The sequence below is a fragment of the Collinsella sp. AK_207A genome, from assembly GCF_902501965.1.
Classification (GTDB): Bacteria; Actinomycetota; Coriobacteriia; order Coriobacteriales; family Coriobacteriaceae; genus Collinsella.
Genome location: NZ_CABWID010000019.1, coordinates 14132 through 30078 on the forward strand (window position 1 = coordinate 14132; position 15947 = coordinate 30078).

At 64.2% G+C, this 15947-nt stretch carries 16 protein-coding genes and 1 tRNA gene; all 17 read right to left on the reverse strand.

Annotation, left to right across the window (positions count from 1 at the left end; all coding sequences use genetic code 11):
- Nucleotides 1-88 precede the first annotated feature (88 nt).
- The 17 genes from ispD to GDJ97_RS07180 all read right to left on the reverse strand — a co-directional run bounded on the left by ispD (nucleotide 89) and on the right by GDJ97_RS07180 (nucleotide 15924).
- The gene (gene ispD / locus GDJ97_RS07100) at nucleotides 89-838 is read right to left on the reverse strand and encodes a 2-C-methyl-D-erythritol 4-phosphate cytidylyltransferase (protein ID WP_226808905.1); all 750 of its coding nucleotides are present in this window, start codon (nucleotides 836-838) and stop codon (nucleotides 89-91) included.
- Nucleotides 835-1887 (reverse strand): DNA integrity scanning diadenylate cyclase DisA, encoded by a 1053-nt coding sequence (gene disA, locus GDJ97_RS07105; protein ID WP_373422675.1) that lies wholly within the window; start codon nucleotides 1885-1887, stop codon nucleotides 835-837. Before disA ends, ispD begins: the two co-directional genes overlap by 4 nt.
- A 177-nt stretch (nucleotides 1888-2064) precedes the next feature.
- A complete protein-coding gene (locus GDJ97_RS07110) occupies nucleotides 2065-2586 on the reverse strand; it encodes a YbaN family protein (RefSeq protein WP_152070605.1) in 522 nt (173 codons plus the stop codon).
- A 13-nt stretch (nucleotides 2587-2599) separates the two neighbouring features.
- Complete coding sequence (locus GDJ97_RS07115; RefSeq protein ID WP_193221353.1) at nucleotides 2600-3193, reverse strand: flavodoxin domain-containing protein; 594 nt, start codon at nucleotides 3191-3193, stop codon at nucleotides 2600-2602.
- A gap of 366 nt (nucleotides 3194-3559) precedes the next feature.
- Nucleotides 3560-6268 carry an ATP-dependent Clp protease ATP-binding subunit gene (locus GDJ97_RS07120; RefSeq protein WP_152070607.1) on the reverse strand — a complete coding sequence of 903 codons (2709 nt, stop codon included), beginning with the start codon at nucleotides 6266-6268 and terminating at the stop codon, nucleotides 3560-3562.
- 205 nt (nucleotides 6269-6473) lie between these two features.
- A complete protein-coding gene (locus GDJ97_RS07125) occupies nucleotides 6474-6989 on the reverse strand; it encodes a DUF2798 domain-containing protein (protein ID WP_152070608.1) in 516 nt (171 codons plus the stop codon).
- 455 nt (nucleotides 6990-7444) lie between these two features.
- On the reverse strand, nucleotides 7445-8326 hold the full coding sequence (locus GDJ97_RS07130; protein WP_152070609.1) for a deoxyribonuclease IV: 882 nt from the start codon (nucleotides 8324-8326) through the stop codon (nucleotides 7445-7447).
- A gap of 1 nt (nucleotide 8327) precedes the next feature.
- Nucleotides 8328-8819, reverse strand: a complete 492-nt coding sequence (locus GDJ97_RS07135) for a GNAT family N-acetyltransferase (protein WP_152070610.1) — start codon at nucleotides 8817-8819, stop codon at nucleotides 8328-8330.
- A 150-nt stretch (nucleotides 8820-8969) separates the two neighbouring features.
- Nucleotides 8970-9824: a PTS galactosamine transporter subunit IID gene (gene agaD, locus GDJ97_RS07140; protein WP_226808907.1), complete on the reverse strand. Its 855-nt coding sequence runs from the start codon at nucleotides 9822-9824 to the stop codon at nucleotides 8970-8972.
- The gene (agaC, locus tag GDJ97_RS07145) at nucleotides 9814-10620 is read right to left on the reverse strand and encodes a PTS galactosamine transporter subunit IIC (RefSeq protein WP_152070612.1); all 807 of its coding nucleotides are present in this window, start codon (nucleotides 10618-10620) and stop codon (nucleotides 9814-9816) included. The genes agaD and agaC overlap by 11 nt, the downstream gene beginning before the upstream one ends.
- 226 nt (nucleotides 10621-10846) lie before the next feature.
- Nucleotides 10847-11329: a PTS galactosamine transporter subunit IIB gene (gene agaB, locus GDJ97_RS07150; protein ID WP_152070613.1), complete on the reverse strand. Its 483-nt coding sequence runs from the start codon at nucleotides 11327-11329 to the stop codon at nucleotides 10847-10849.
- Between the two features lie 180 nt (nucleotides 11330-11509).
- The gene (gene lysS, locus GDJ97_RS07155; protein ID WP_152070614.1) at nucleotides 11510-13483 is read right to left on the reverse strand and encodes a lysine--tRNA ligase; all 1974 of its coding nucleotides are present in this window, start codon (nucleotides 13481-13483) and stop codon (nucleotides 11510-11512) included.
- 101 nt (nucleotides 13484-13584) lie between these two features.
- Nucleotides 13585-14055 (reverse strand): transcription elongation factor GreA, encoded by a 471-nt coding sequence (locus GDJ97_RS07160; RefSeq protein ID WP_152070615.1) that lies wholly within the window; start codon nucleotides 14053-14055, stop codon nucleotides 13585-13587.
- A 45-nt stretch (nucleotides 14056-14100) separates the two neighbouring features.
- Complete coding sequence (gene tatA / locus GDJ97_RS07165; RefSeq protein WP_152070616.1) at nucleotides 14101-14385, reverse strand: twin-arginine translocase TatA/TatE family subunit; 285 nt, start codon at nucleotides 14383-14385, stop codon at nucleotides 14101-14103.
- A gap of 226 nt (nucleotides 14386-14611) precedes the next feature.
- Nucleotides 14612-14688, reverse strand: a tRNA-Pro gene (locus GDJ97_RS07170).
- 36 nt (nucleotides 14689-14724) lie between these two features.
- Nucleotides 14725-15624 carry a 4-(cytidine 5'-diphospho)-2-C-methyl-D-erythritol kinase gene (gene ispE, locus GDJ97_RS07175; protein ID WP_152070617.1) on the reverse strand — a complete coding sequence of 300 codons (900 nt, stop codon included), beginning with the start codon at nucleotides 15622-15624 and terminating at the stop codon, nucleotides 14725-14727.
- 3 nt (nucleotides 15625-15627) lie between these two features.
- On the reverse strand, nucleotides 15628-15924 hold the full coding sequence (locus tag GDJ97_RS07180; RefSeq protein ID WP_152070618.1) for a Veg family protein: 297 nt from the start codon (nucleotides 15922-15924) through the stop codon (nucleotides 15628-15630).
- Nucleotides 15925-15947: the final 23 nt, after the last annotated feature.

Genomic DNA, 15947 nt, shown 5'->3' on the forward strand with positions numbered 1-15947 from the left:
CCATGCGCTCGTCATCATACCGCACCCGCCCGGACCGCTCGCCCGGTACCACGGGCGAGGATGCACTCGCCACGTCCACCGGGTAGCCCTACCCCAGACGCGGGACGGTTCCCGTGTCCTGGCGGCTGTCCGCCTCGCTCATGCGGCCGAGCAGGATGGCCGTGACCACGCGCAGATCCTCCGGCAGCGTGACCTTGACGTTGTCGCGCGGGCTGTTCACGCAGAGCACCGTGCCGCCGGCGCGCTCCACGAGCGAGGAGTCATCCGTTCCGATGAACCCCTCAGCAGCGGCCGTCTCAAAGGCATGGCGCATGGCGTCCAGGCGAAAGATCTGGGGTGTCTGCACCGTCCAGTAGCGGCTGCGCGGCGGCGTCTCGACGATGCGGTCCCCCTCCATCACCTTCAGGGTATCCACGGAAGGCTGGCCGCACACCACGCCGTCCACGGCAGAGGAGTCGATGAGGACGTTGATCGCCTTGTTGATGGCCTCGGTCGTGATGAGCGGGCGGGCGCCGTCGTGGATGGCAACGTAGTCGAAACCCGCGGGTACGGCGCTCACGCCTGCGTGCGTGGAGTCCTGGCGGGTCGTCCCGGCATCCGCGAAGGTCAGCGGGGTCCGAATATCGAACGGCTCGATGGCCAGGGCGTTCATCTCCGCGCGGCGCTCGGGTGGGCACACCACCACGATATGCCCCACGTAGGCCGAGCGGTCAAAGGCCAAGATCGACCAGGTCATAAGCGGGCGACCCGCCACGTTCACGAGCTGCTTGCCGCCCGGGTTGCCAAAGCGTGTGCCGGACCCACCGGCAACGACGACGGCGCAGACCCGGGGCATCATGCCACGCCGCCCGGGGCGCCGGGCTTGCTGCCACGCATGCGATAGAGCGAGTCGGCGAGGATGGCGGGGTTGTTGACGCCAAAGTCACCGAGGCGCTCGGGATCCTTGCGGATATCGTCCATGAGATCCTGCAGCGAGCCGTACTCGTCCACGATCTTCTCGGCCACGCCCTCGCGCACCACGGACACGCGGGAGAGCGTGCGCAGGCCGAGCGGGGTGAGGACCGAGTCCTCGTCCAAATTGTCGTAACCCAGCACGCAGGCGACCTTCTTGGGGTTGGTGAGGTCCTGCGCCGTCATGGCCAGGAACCGATCGCGGATGTTGGCCGCATTCTCCTCGGAGGAATCCGCCGCGTAGTCGCGGATCATGAGGTTGTATTCCTCGTCCATGGCGGAGCCGGCGAGCTGCTCCAGCTGCATGCGCACCAGCTTGCCCTGGGTACCCAGCTTCTCGATGCAGTCTTCGAGCTCGCTCTTGGCCTGCTGCATGATCTCGAAGCTCGAGAAGATGCCCGTGATGTCGGCCAGCGTGACGTAGTCGTCCAGCTCGAGCGCCGTCAGGCGCAGCAGGTTGCGGTCGAGCTGCGTGCGCGTGGTCTGCAGCGTGCTCATCAGCTGGTTGACGGAGCTCATAAGCACCGTGACCGGCTGGATCTCGTAGCTCCTGCCGTGCACGTACACGTTGACGACGGCGCGGCGGGCAGACACAGAGATGACCGTGGCATCGGTCAGGATGGACATGCGCGCGGCGGTGCGGTGGCGCATGCCCGTCTCGCTCGTGGCAAGCGAGGGATCGGGGTTCAGGTGAAAGTTGGCGCGGAGAATCTGATTCAGGTCGCCGTCCACCACGATGGCGCCGTCCATCTTGGACAGCTCGAAGAGGCGGTTGGCCGTAAAGGAGATGTTCAGCGGAAAGCCGTCGTTACCGGCGGCGAGCACATGCTCGGTATCGCCCACGCAGATCAGTGCGCCCAGGTGCCCGGCGATGATCATATCGAGAGCGGTGCGAACGGGCTGGCCGGGCGCGGTCATGCGAATGGCCTGTTGCATGCGCTTCTGGATGTCGGTCTTATCCAAAACTCGCTCTCCCATCGGACGTGCGGTACGCGGATTGGTTCATTTTGGCACGAATTGGATATGAGCCGCATTTTTGAACAGAAAAAGAACGGGTGGTTCAGAGCGCGTTAAAACTTGAGACGGCGCGTGGGGAGCGCGCGCCAGAACTCCCTACTCCTCCGTGGTGGGCACGCGCACAAAGACTACGTAGAGAATCGCAGCCATGAGGCAGCCCAGGATCAGATAGACGTACCAGCGGTTCATGAGGATCGCCGAGATGAGAAGCACGATGGCCGAGCTCAGGGCGATGCGCGTCTTCACCTTCATCGAAGCGCCCTTCTTACCCAGAAACGGCTCCACGTACCCGCGGTAGACCTTGGTGTTGAGCACCCAGTTGTGGAAGCGCGGCGAGGACTTCGCGAACAGGAAGGCCGAGAGCACGATGAACTCGGTCGTGGGCAGCAATGGCACGAAAATGCCCGCCACGCCGGTGCCGAAGGAGATGAAACCCAAGGTCATCAGCACGATACGCTTCAGGGTCATGGGCGAGCTGGCGGAGGCGTCCACCGCTTCCTCGCTCTGACGCGTCGTCGCTGTCTCCAGCATCGCGCTGAGACCACCCTGCTCCGCGCGCTGCGGCACGCCCTCTTCGTTATCGGCCTTCGCTTCGAATGTCATATCCGTACTCGTCATAAGACATCGTCTCCTATCGCAGCGTGAGGTTCAGGGGCTCGGCGGGCAGGGGCGATGATGCCGTGAGGCCCTTCAGGTACTCGACCATCGGTGCTAGGTTCGCTTGATCGCAGCCATCGCAGCCGTGTCGCAGGTCCTCGCGCATCTTCTTGAAGGGCTTGACCGGTTCCTTCTTGGCGCGCGCCGCCAGGTAGTCGCCGTAAGCGTAGAGCACCAGGCGATCCCACGGATGCTGCTGGGCGGGATCGTAGGCTCCCATGCACCAGCACCAGGCAAGATGTGGGAACTTCTCCGCCGGATAGTTGAAGTGGAACATGAACCGGTGCCCCGAGATGCCGCCGTACTCGCGCGGCATGGGCGTGGAGCCCACAAAGACCACCACGAAGTGCTTCTTTGGGTATTGGCGCACGAGTTGCTTGAAACGATGGGCTCCGAGCGACAGGCCGTAGTAGTTGGTGGAGCAGAGCACCACGACGTCGGCCGCGGCGATCTGCTCATCCAAGACCTGCCGGAAATCTTGCGCGGACACACCCAGATCCGCCGCCAGCCAATCGGCATAGCGCTTGGTGCTACCGCGGCGCGTGCGGTAGGCAACGACGTACTTCATGAACATCCCCTCAGCTGTCCACTGATATAACGCGGCACGTAGGATACGCCCGCCGTGCAGGAAGGTTCAACGCGCATGATTATTCTTTTTTGAGAAGGCCCGAGAAAAGGCCTGGTCTTACGAATCCGTCACACCGCGAGCACGAAGGCCCCCCCGTCGACTTCGGCCACACGGAGGTCCGCCTCGTAGACAGCGCACAGAAGTTCCGGCGTCACGACCGCGCGCGGGGGCCCTTGCGCCACCACGCGCGTCCCCTGCGCAAGCGCCAGCAAGTGACGAAAAGGGCGCGAGCCGAAGGGAATCCCCTCCCCCGGTTCGCGCCCCGGAACAAATCGCTCTCAGGGAGCTGTCTGCAACGGCGCACCTCTACTGTGCGCCCGCACCTACCTGCACGTCGCTGCCGGCACCCGCAAGGCGCGGCGCGGCGTTACCCGAGCGCGGGGCCGGAGCCTCGAAGCTCCCGCCGAGCGCGCCCGTGGGCCGCGGCGCCGGAATATCGCCCGTACCGTGGCTGAAGACGAACTTGCCGTCCGCCACGTCGCAGAGCACCGTGTCGCCGTCCGTCCACTCACCTGCGAGCAGCTCCTCGGAAAGCGGGTCCTCGATCAGGCGCTGGATGGCGCGGCGCAGCGGACGCGCGCCGTTGGTGAGGTCGGTGCCCTCGGACACGATCTTCTCCACCGCCGCGTCCGTGAGCTTGATGTTCATGTGGTTCGCGATGAGGCGCTGGCGCAGAACGTCCACCAGCAGCTCGGCGATCTTGGTAAGGCTCTCTCCCGAGAGCTTCTTGAACACCACGATGTCGTCCACGCGGTTCAGGAACTCAGGCCTGAACAGGCGCTTGAGCTCGCCCATCGCGCGGGACTTGATCTCGTCCGCGGTAAGCCCGGCCTCGCCCGTGGTGCCGAAGCCCACGCTCGCGTCCTGCGCGATCTCGCGCGCGCCCACGTTGGACGTCATGATGATCACGGTGTTGCGGAAGTCCACGGTCTTGCCCTGGGAATCCGTCAAGCGACCCTCATCGAGCACCTGCAGCAGGATGTTGAAGATATCCGGGTGGGCCTTCTCGATCTCGTCGAAGAGCACCACCGAGTACGGGTGCCGGCGCACGGCCTTGGTGAGCTGACCGCCCTCCTCGTGGCCCACGTATCCCGGAGGCGAACCGATAAGCTTGGAAACCTCGTACTGGCTCGCGTACTCCGACATGTCGAAGCTGATGAGCGCGTCCTTGCTGCCAAAGAGGTACTCGGCGAGCGTCTTGGCGAGCTCGGTCTTGCCCGTGCCGGTGGGACCCAGGAAGATGAACGAACCGCCGGGGCGGCGCGGGTCCTTGAGCGGACTGCGCGAGCGGCGGATGGCCTTGGCCACCGCGGCCACGGCATCGTCCTGGCCGATGATGCGGGTGCGGAGCGCGTCCTCACATTGGAGGAGACGCCGGCTCTCGTCCTCGGTCAGCGAGCTCACGGGCACGCCGGAGGTGACGGACACGATGTCCGCGATCTGGGGCACGTCGATGGTGAGCGGATGCTCGTCCATCTCCGCCTTCCAGGCATCGCGCGCGGCAACAAGCTCCTTCTCGGCCTCCTCGGCCTGCTGCTTGAGCTCGGCGGCACGGTTCATGTCGTCGTCGGCGCCGGCAGCCTCGGCCTCGGCGGTGAGCTCGGCAACCCGCGCCTCGGCATCGCGCACCTCCTGCGGCGCATGGTTCGCCGCGATGCGCGCGCGAGCACCGGCCTCGTCGATGAGGTCGATAGCCTTATCGGGCAAGAAACGGTCCTGCACGTAGCGGGCCGAGAGGCTGGCAGCGGCGTGCACGGCGGCCGGCGTATAGCGCACGTGATGATGCTCCTCGTAGCGCGGCAGCAGCGCGTTCAGGATCTTCACCGTGTCCTCGACGCTCGGCTCCTCCACGTCGATGGCCTGGAAGCGGCGCTCGAACGCCGGATCCTTGGCCAGGTACTTGCGGAACTCCTCGGCGGTGGTGGCGCCGATGATCTGGAAGGCACCGCGCGCGAGCACCGGCTTGAGCATGGAACTCGCGTCGATGGAGCCCTCAGCGGAGCCCGCGCCGATGAGCGTGTGCATCTCGTCGATAAAGAGGATGATGTCGTCTGCCTCGGTAGCCTCGGCGATCACGCCCTTCAGACGTTCCTCGAACTCGCCGCGGTACTTGGCACCCGCCACCAAGCCGGGCAAATCGAGCGCCCAGACATTCTGGTTCATCAGGTTCTCGGGCACGTTGCCCGCGGCGATGCGCTGCGCCAGGCCCTCCACGATGGCCGTCTTGCCCACGCCCGGATCACCCAGGATGAGCGGGTTGTTCTTGGTACGGCGCGAGAGGATCTCCATCATGCGGGAGACCTCTTTCTCGCGGCCGATCACGGGATCGAGCTTGCCCGCGCGCGCCTGCTCGGTGAGGTTCACGCCGAACTGCTTGAGCATGCTCGACTCCTCCTTGGAGCCCTGCGCCGTGGCCCCGCCAAAGAACGGCAGGCCGGAACCCGGACGACCGGCGCCGGCGCCCGCCATGGGGCGCTTGCGGCCCTGGTCCTTGGCAGTAAGCTTCTCCACCGCCTCACGGATGGAGGCACCGGAGACGCCCATGCGGGCGAGGATGTCCATCGCGCGGTTGTCGCCCTCGGCCACGATGGCCAGCAGCAGGTGCTCGGTGGAGACATAGGTCTGGTTGTTCTCGCGCGCCAGGCGGAAGCTCTTCTCCATCACGGCGATGACCGCCGGGGTGAAGGCGAGCTTGGCCGTGTCGGGCTTGGACGCGGCATCGTCTGCGGACGCGGCATCTGCGGGCGCGTCCCCGCTGGCCGCGTCATCCGGCGTGGCGGAAGCCTCGGCAGCAGCCGCCTCTCCCCCGCTCGCAGCAGCACCCTTCATCTCGCCCAGAACATCGTCGTGCGTGATATCGAGCTCGCGCAGCGCCTCGCCGGCGATACCGGTGTCTTCCTTGGCAAGGGCCAGCAGCAGGTGCTCCGTGCCCACCTTGGTGGACCCCAGGGCAATGGCCTCTTCCTTTGCCATCGACATGACCTTGCGCGCGCGATCGGTAAATCTATCCAACATACGTTACCTCTTACGTGCCATTCTGTATGGTTCAAGGCTCTTGTGTACCCAAAGTTGGTACATGATAACGCATGGAGCGCACGCGCCGAGGAGCTCGACGGCAGGCCGAGGAAGACGCTCGGGTTCATGAAGCCGAGCGAGCTCTTCGTGAAGCCGATAGACGAGTCGGGGGATGCGGCTTGGTTAGCGGGTGTTGCATCCACCGCTAGGCACCCACCGGACGGTCAAGCACGGTCCCCACCGGAAAGGCGCGACGGAACAGCGCGCGGGCAAGGGGACCGGCCACCAGCAGGTTCCAGGGCAGGGCCATGATGAAGTTCAGGCCGATGTTCTTCACCCAGGTGGCAGGCAGCATCGGCAGGAACGCGACGATGCCGCCGGGCATGTGCAGCGCGCCCTCAAAGGCGCCATAGAGCGACATGATGATGACCATCGGCACCACCATGCAGCTGGACACTGCGAGCACCATGGTGCGCGGCGAGCTCTTACCGGGCGTCACCAGGTACTTAAACGCGAAGCCCTTGGCAAGCGGGCTCGCCACGAACCAATCGCACAGCATGGCGAAGACATACGCCGGCAAGAAGCCGATCCACGCCTGAAGCAGCACGCTCGGGGTAAAGCCGCCCTGGTGCAGGCTGATGTTGTAGGTAGACATCCAGAACACCATCAAGGCGCACATGATGAAGGTGAAAATCAGGCTTTCGCGCTTGTTCTGCGGCATATCAATCGTCCTTTCTCGACGAAACGGGCGAGAAAGGGAGCCTTCCTCTCTCGCATGCGGAAAAGTTGCCGAATAACGGGTTCGCGCAGGCTGCGCTCGTAATTCGGCAAGCTGTTCTGCAGCAAAGACGCGACGAGAAGGCGACTTGGGCTGCGGCCGCGCACACGGGGCCGCTACGCGCTTGGGCGCAACTGAGTGATCTTATGTGCAGCTTGTTCAAAACCCAGCCTACCGGAAATCGTGGCGCCGCGTAAGCGTGAAGTTTATGGAGAAGTGTCCCGGAGCCGGGCGCGACCGGAGGGGCAGAATTTCGAAAACAGACGGGGAGGAGAGCCCATGGCCGGCGAGGTCACGCGCAGACGCAGCACCACCTGTCTGCTGGCATTCCTCTTGTCGATCGCCTGTTCGAGCGGTTCTACCGGACGGGCGGCGCGGCCGAGCGGGCAGGCCCGCCGTCACAAGCTCCGCAGCAGAGCGATCTCCCGCGCGTAGCCGGAGAGGTCGTCGTGCGGCGTCTCCAAGATGAACGGCAGGTCGCGCAGGGCCGGGTGGTTGACGATACGCGCGAAGGCGGCCAGCCCGTCCGAGCCGGTCGTCTCGCCCGCCACTTTCGTGGCGCCGATGAAGCCCTCGCCGATCCGCGCGTGCCGGTCCCTGTGCGCTCCACACGGGTTCTTGGAATCGTTGATATGCACCGCATGCAGGCGATCGAGCCCCACGACCCGGTCGAACTCCGCCAGCACGCCGTCCAGGTCGTGCACGATGTCGTAGCCGGCATCGTGCACATGGCAGGTATCCAGGCAGACACCCAGGTGATCAGCAAGGTCCGGTCGCGTCCGCTGCACGCCGTCGATGATCGCCGCGAGCTCCTTAAAGCTGCGGCCGATCTCGGTGCCCTTGCCCGCCATGGTCTCGAGCAGCACCGTCGTGTGCAGAGAGGGAACCATCGCCTCGCAAAGCGCTTCGACGATGAGCTCGATGCCGCGTTCCGCACCCTGCCCCACGTGCGCACCCGGATGAAAATTGTAGTAGTTCCCCGGCAGGGCCTCCATGCGTTCGAGGTCCTCCGCCATGGACGCCCGAGCGAACTCGCGCGCATGCTCCTTGGCGCTCGCCAGGTTGTACGTATAGGGAGCGTGGGCCACGAGCGGGCCAAAGGCATGCTCGTCCATGATCGCCTGCAGCGCGGCCGCGTCGGCCGCATCGAGCGGGCGCACGCTGCCGCCGCGCGGATTCCGCGTGAAGAACGCAAAGGTGTTGGCCGCGATGGAGAGCGCGGCGCGTCCCATCGCCTCGTAGCCGCGCGATACGGACAGGTGGCACCCGATGGTCAGCATGCTACAGCACCCGGGCCATCCAACGATGCGGCTGACCCTCATCCTCAACATCCACCGGCGCGATGGCCTCGTAGCCCATGGCGCCGTACAGCCCCTGCACGTACTCCTGCGCGTGCAGCTTCATGAGCTTGGCGCCGGCGTCGCGCGCGGCGTCCTCGCAGGCCTGCGTGATACGCGTGGCGAGGCCCCGGCGACGCCACGCCGGCAGCACGGCCACGCGGCCCAGGATGTAGGTCTCCCCCGGCCCCGCAACCTCGTCCAGCGCGCACGCCGGCGACTGCGGCTTGCCCGGCGTGAAAGCGCGCTCCAGCTCCTCGGGGAAGGTGCGTCCGCACGCCGCAAGAGCGCCGTCTATGTAGAGCGTCACATGGAGGCAGCGCGAATCGTCATCCAGGGGCTCGAACTCGTCCTCGTAGCCCTGCTCGTCCATGAACACGGCGCGGCGCACCGCGGCCGCATCCTCAAAGCAGCCGACCTTGAGCTCGATGCCCATACATCCTCCCACCTGAAAAGTGGTACATCGGAACCGTCCCAATGTACCACTTTCAGGTGACGTCCCCTTGCCCGGCCAGCGTTGTGGAACGTAGCGCATCGGAACGGTCCCACCGTACCACCGCTGTCCCAGCCTGCGTGCTCGGGGGAGCTACAGCACGCCCAAAAACGAGAGTGCGATGGCGAGCACGAAGGTCACCACAATCAGGATGACCGGACTCACCTGCTTCTTCTTCAGCAGGTAGTACATCAGGAACACGTAGCCGAACGGCAGCAGGTTCGGCAGGATCTTGTCGAAGAAGTCACCCTGCAGCTTGATGGTCACGTCCTTGTTGATGACGATCTGGGAGGCGACAGAGATCTTCACGTACGACGCGATCAGGCCGCCGATGACGGTGCAGCCCAGCACGGTAGCCGCCTTCGCGACCTTCTCGGAGGCCTCGCGAATCTTGCTGACCGCACGGGTGCCCAGATCGTAGCCCAGGTGCACCCAGAAGATGCGCATGCAGAAGATCGCGACGTACACCGCGAAGAACAGCAGCGGGCCCACCGGGTTGCCCTCCATGGCCATCGACGAGCACACGCCCGCCACGATCGGCAGGAGCGTGAACCAGTAGATCGCGTCGCCGATACCGGCGAGCGGAGCGAACAGCGCGAGCTTCAGGCCCTTGATGGTCTTGCGGTCCTCATGTGCCTCCTCCATCGCTATGAGCAGGCCGTTCAGGAACGCAACGATATGCGGACTCGTGTTGATGAACTCGAGGTTATCGGTCATCGCGGCCGCGAGGCCCTTCTTGTCGTCCTTGTAAATCTTCTGCAAGGCGGGCAGCTGCGTGACCAGGAAGCCGCCGGCCTGCATGCGCTCGTAGTTGAAGCTTGCCTGCAGGAACAGCGTGCGCAGGCCGAGCTTGGTTACGTCTGAGCTCGTGAGGGCCTTTCCCGTACCGGCCGAGATACCGCTCGTCGCGTCCGGGGTGCCGGACTTGTCAGGTGCACTAGATGCCATCTTCCTCATCCTCCTCCTGCGCGACCTTGATCCCCGCCAGGGCCTTCTTGACCGCCGCGTCGCGCGACTCATCCTGCGTGTACACGAACAGCGCCAGCGCGATACCGATCACCGCGACGGGCAGGAGGTTCGAGAAGTTCAGGAAACTCGCCATGATAAAGCCGATGAGCAAGAAGGGCATGAACTCCTTCTTGAGCATCACCTTGAGCAGCATCGCGAAACCGACGGCGGGAAGGATGCCGCCCGCGATCTCGAAGCCGTGGGAGAGCCACGCGGGCATCGCCTCGACAAGCGCCTTCATGGCGTCCTGGGCAACGAAGGCGCATAGGAAGACCACGATGCCGTAGAGCAGCGCGATGATCGCGGTGCACTCGATGTTGATGAGGTTGATCTTGTGCACGTCCGCTTTTGCCGCCGCCTCGTCGGCGCCCCTCATGAAGAAGCTGAACGCGGAGTAGCAGAACAGGATGATGTATTGCATCAGGAAGCTGAACGGCAGGGCGAGCGCCATGGCCCCCTTGGCGTCGGTCCCCGTGGTGTGCGCGAGCACCGTCGCCATCACGCCCGCCAGCACCGGGTTGGGCGGCTGCGTGCCTCCCGCCGGGGTCAGACCTGCAAATGCAAGCTCGGTGATACCGCCGCACATCATGCCCAGCGGGGCATCCCCGATGATGATGCCGGTCAGGGTACCGACGATGATCGGCCGGAAGATATAGAAGCCCTCGAGCCAGAAGTCGATGCCGCAGATGATCGCCATCACCGCGAGCGCGACGCCCTGTCCCAACGTAATCGCCATGTTCCCTCACGCTCCTTTCTTTTTCTGCTGTTTGTCAGCCGCTGCCGCACGCCCGTTTGGACGTGGACCGCATCGCCCCTTCGGGCGGATACGCAAATGTAGGGAGACCATGCGTCGATGCATGCCGAAGCCGGCGCACCTGACGTGCGCCCATTTCCTTCGGGTGTGCCCACGTCCCGGTTCGCGTTCCCCGCTCCCCGGTCTGCCGGCGCATCGAGCCCGTAAGCTATTTGGAATAGTCGATCTTGGAGCGCGGATCGCCCGGCACGTCCTGGATGTAGACGTCCACGCCGGCGTTCTCGATCGCCTTGAAGTCGGCCAGGTCCTGATCGTCCACGTACACCTTCTTGGTCAGCTGGCGCTTCCCCTCGGAATAGTGCATGTTGCCCACGTTGAGCTCGTGGATGGGCACGCCGCCCTCCACCAATTGCCGCGCCACATGGGGCGTGGGCACCACGATGAAGATCTTCTGACGCGCGGCGGCCTTGTGGATCACCCGGATGGTCTTCTCGACGGTGAAGAAGCGCGTCTCGGCACCGCTCGACTCGGCCGTCGTCGCCATCAGCTCCTGCATGACTGGGTTGGCAGCCGTGTCGTCGTCAGCCACGAGCAGCAGGTTCGCCCCCAGCGTCATGGTCCAAGTGACACCCACCTGGCCGTGGATCAAACGGTTATCGACACGGGTCAACAGTATGTTCGGCTCTGCCATGTTCCCAATCCCTTGCTCTCGAACCATGAACTATGGGGATTATCTCATACGGAGCGACTGTGTACCCATAGTTACGTATTCGCAATAAGGGGTTATCGGACGAGAAACATGGAAGAGGGGGCATCCGACGGATACCCCCCCCCTCATGGCAATGCCGGTGCCGCCCAAGCAGCGCGGGCGCTAGTACAGCTTGGCACCCGCCGGGATGCGGTCGTCCACAATGAGCACGTTCAGCTGCTCACCGTCCTCGCCGTAGCCGTTCACGGCGGAGATGATCATGCCGCAGCTAGGAATGCCCATCATCTTGCGCGGGGGAAGATTGGTGATGGCGATGAGCGTCTTGCCCACCAGGTCCTCCGGCTCATAGTAGGCGTGGATGCCGGAAAGGATGGTGCGGTCCTCGCCCGAACCGTCGTCCAGCGTGAACTGCAGCAGCTTCTTGCTCTTGGGCACGGCCACGCAGTCCTTCACCTTCACCGCGCGGAAATCGCTCTTGCTGAAGGTGTCGAAGTCCACGAAGTCCTGGAACAGCGGCTCGATGCGGATCTTGTCCACCTCGATCTCCTCGGGCACCTTGGGCGTGGGGAACGGGGACGCACCGGCCGCGGAAACCTGCGGGGCGGCGCCGACACGGCTCCCCTTCTCGGGCTTCATGTGCGGGAACAGCAGCACGTCACGGATGCTCGCGGAATTGGTGAGCAGCATGACCACGCGGTCGATGCCGATGCCGATGCCGCCCGCCGGAGGCATGCCGTACTCGAGGGCTCGCACGTAGTCTTCATCGTACTCCATGGCCTCGTCGTCGCCGCCGGCCTTCTCCTCCATCTGCTTGGCAAAGCGCTCGGCCTGGTCCACCGGGTCGTTCAGCTCGGAGAAGGCGTTCGCGTACTCGTGCCCGGCGATGACCAGCTCAAAGCGGTGCGTAAGGCGCGGGTCGTCCTCGTAGCGCTTGGCGAGCGGGCTGACCTCGATGGGATAGTCGCACACGAAGGTGGGGTTCACGATGCTCGGCTCTCCGATCTCGTCGTAGAGCTCGGCGATGAACTTGCCGGCGGTCCACTCGGGTTTGACCTCGATACCGTTCTTGGTGGCCAGCTCGGCCAGGTGCTCGACCGGCGTGTCCAGATCCACGTCCTCGCCCAACGCGTTCGAGACGACCTTGGTCATCGAGATGCTCGGCCAGGTACCGGAGAGGTCGATGGTCACGCCCTGGTACTCGATCTGCTCGGAATCGTTCACGCGCGCGTTCGCGGCCTTGATCACGCCCTCGGCGAGCTCCTTCATGCCGTCGAGGTCGGAGTAGGCGCGATACGCCTCCATGGTCGTGAACTCGGGATTGTGCGTCTGGTCCATGCCCTCGTTGCGGAAGATGCGGCCGATCTCGAAAACCCGCTCGTAGCCGCCCACAAGCAGGCGCTTCAAGTGCAGCTCGGTGGCGATACGCAGGTAGTTCTCCTGGTTCAGCGCGTTGAAGTGCGTGATGAACGGCTTGGCCGTGGCGCCGCCCTGGATGGTCTGTAGGATCGGCGTCTCCACCTCCATGTAGGCGTTGTCCTCCATGTACCGGCGGAACTCGGACACGATGGCGGAGCGCTTGCGGAAGGTCTCGCGAACGTCGTCGTTCACGATCAGGTCCACATAGCGCTGGCGATAGCGCATCTCCTTGTCGGAGAGGCCGTGGAACTTCTCGGGCAGCGGGCGCACGGCCTTGGAGAGCAGCGCGAGGTGGCTCGGCGCCACGGAAAGCTGACCGCGCTTGGTGCGGATTACGGTGCCGGTCACGCCGATGATATCGCCGCGATCGAGGCCGGACAGGGTGGCCCAGTCTTCCTCGGACATATCGTTCACGCGGCAGAAGAGCTGGATATCGCCCGTCGGGTCGCGCAGCACCACGAACTGGATCTTGCCCTGGCCGCGCTTGGCCATCACGCGACCGCCGATCTTCACCACGTGATCGGTCGTATCGCCATCGGCGAGGTCGGCGTGGGCGCGCTCGATATCGCGGACGTAGTCCTCGACGTCGGAATGCTCGGGATACGGGTTATGGCCGGCTGCGAAGAGGGCCTCACGCTCGGCCAGGCGCATGGCGCGCTCGTCGGTCGTGGCGGGTGCCGCCGAGGTGGCCTGCGCGTCGGCGGTCTGGTTCTCTGCCATGGTGGTGCTCCTTACCATGTTCGGATGCTCATATCAAAAATAAAAAGCTCCCCGAAGCCGGCAGGCGTCAGGGAGCGCACGTGCACGATTGACGCGTTGAACTAGCGCGAGATCTTCGTGATGGTGTAGGCGCGGCGCTTGCCGGACGGGGTGAGGAACTCGATGGTCTCGCCCTCGCCACGGCCCACGATGGCGTGGCCCAGCGGCGACTCGTTGGAAATCTTGTTCTCGAGCGAGTCCGTCTCGGTCGTACCCACGAGCGTGACCTCAATCGCAACGCCGTCGCCGTCCACCAGGGTGACGATGGAGCCAACGGAGACGATGCCGGCATCGCCCTCATCGGCGTCCTTGGCGTTCGCCAGGATGGCGCGCAGCTCGGCGATACGGGAGGCATTCTTGGCCTCCTCGTCCTTGGCGGCGTCGTACTCGGAGTTCTCAGAAAGGTCGCCGAAGGCACGGGCCACCTGCAGGGCCTCGATGATCTCCTGCTGCTTCTCGCCCTCGCGCCAGACCAGCTCCTCCTGGTACTTCGCGCGGGCCTCGGGGGTCAGAATGATACGGCTAGCATCCATGTAGGATTTACTCCTTGCGCTCGTGAACGGTGGGGCCGTCAAAGGCTAGTGGGACTCAACGGGGTTGGAATCCTCTTCCTTCTTCTTCTTGGCGGCAGCCAGCTTGGCCTCGAGCTCGTGAATCTCGGCGTCATCGTCGGCATCCTCGCCGGCCTCGATGACGGTCTCCTCGGCGTCCTTGGAAGCCGCGTCGTCATCGCCGCTCATGCCCTCGCGAATGTTCTTGACGGTGGAGCCCAGAGACTTACCGAGCTTCGGAAGGTTCTTGGGCCCGAAGATCAGCAGCGCGATGATCAGGATGACGATCCATTCCATACCCTTAGGGAACATAGACTTTCCTCTCAGACGTCTTCCACGAACCCTGAGGCATCTGACCTACGCGAGGTTCGCATACATCGATTGAGTATAGCGCGGGACGTGGCGGCTCACAACAGGCGCCAAATTCTACACGGCCGGGGTGCGACATACCGCTTCTCGGAATATGGCCGCTTGCACACCGTAGGCGGGAAAAACAAAAACAGGTCAGAGAGGATACCCTCTGACCTGCAACAAACAATGGTCGGGTTGACTGGATTTGAACCAGCGACCCCCGCGTCCCGAACGCGGTGCTCTACCAAACTGAGCCACAACCCGAAGCTTGCCTATCTTAGCAGACTCCGAATGCAAATGCTAGCCAACAGAGATATACGGTCCCGATTTCTCCATCTTGGCTGCTTGCGCCCACCATCCCTGTTCGTTCAACGCGGTGAGGGCGATCTTCTCGGCCGCCATCTGCGTGTTGCACACGGCAAAGACCGTGGACCCGCTGCCGCAGACATCGGCCGCGCGCACGTCCGGCTGCTCGCGCATCCATGCAAGGATCGTCCCAATCTCGGGTGAGATACGGATGGCAGCCTCGCCCAGGTTATTGGCGACGTTGGCGAAGATGCGCTCCTCGTCGTGCGCGCGCAGCGCCTCGAGCATGGGCTCCAAGGGCGCGGGCTCACTCGGGTACTCGTCGAACACCCGGTACGCCTCGGCTGCGGCAACCCCGCTCCCATCGACCAGGGGCTTGACGAGCGCGACCGCCGTACCCGTGAGCGGGCGGTACATCTCCTGCATCGCATCGCCGCGACCCGACAGGTACGCCGGCGGCCCGTACAGGAAGAACGGCACATCGGCCCCAATGCCGCGTGCCACCGCCTCGATGCGCGGGTCCATGGGGTCGATCTTCCAATAGTGGCAGATGCCCATGATCGTAGCAGCAGCATCCGTGGAGGGACCACCCAATCCGGCGCGCACGGGAATGTGCTTGTCGATCAGGATGGCGAAGTTCGGCTCGCGGTCGAAGACTTTTCCCATCGCAACGGCAGCCTTATACGCCGTATTGGCCTCCATGGGAAAATCCGCCTCGGGCACCATATGCACCGAGAGCTCGTCGGCCGGCGCCACCGCGATGGTATCCACCAAGTCGATTGCCGTCATAACGGAATCAACGCGATGATAACCCGCCTCGTCGCGCTCGTTGTGGACGCCGAGATACAGGTTGATCTTAGCGGGCGCGGTAATCAGGATGAACTTGGCAGGCATGGCCTAGTGCTCCTCGAGCTGGTTGCCCAGCAGCTTGAAGAGATGCTCGCCGGTCTCGGGATCAAAAAGCTCCACCGTGCCGGTCAGAACGTCCACGTACTGGTAGGACTGACGCGACTTGCGGCCGCGGCGCTCGTCTACCTCCACGATGAACACGGCGGGATGCACGTTCTTGATCACGCCCTGGCGCTCGACCACGCGGGTGCGCCCCATATTGGCCTTCACGCGCACGCGCTGACCAACCATCTCGGCGAGTCTCTTATGAATGTCGTCAACATGATTGACTTCCAGCTCTTCCATCTGCATAGCCTCCACGGGCAGAA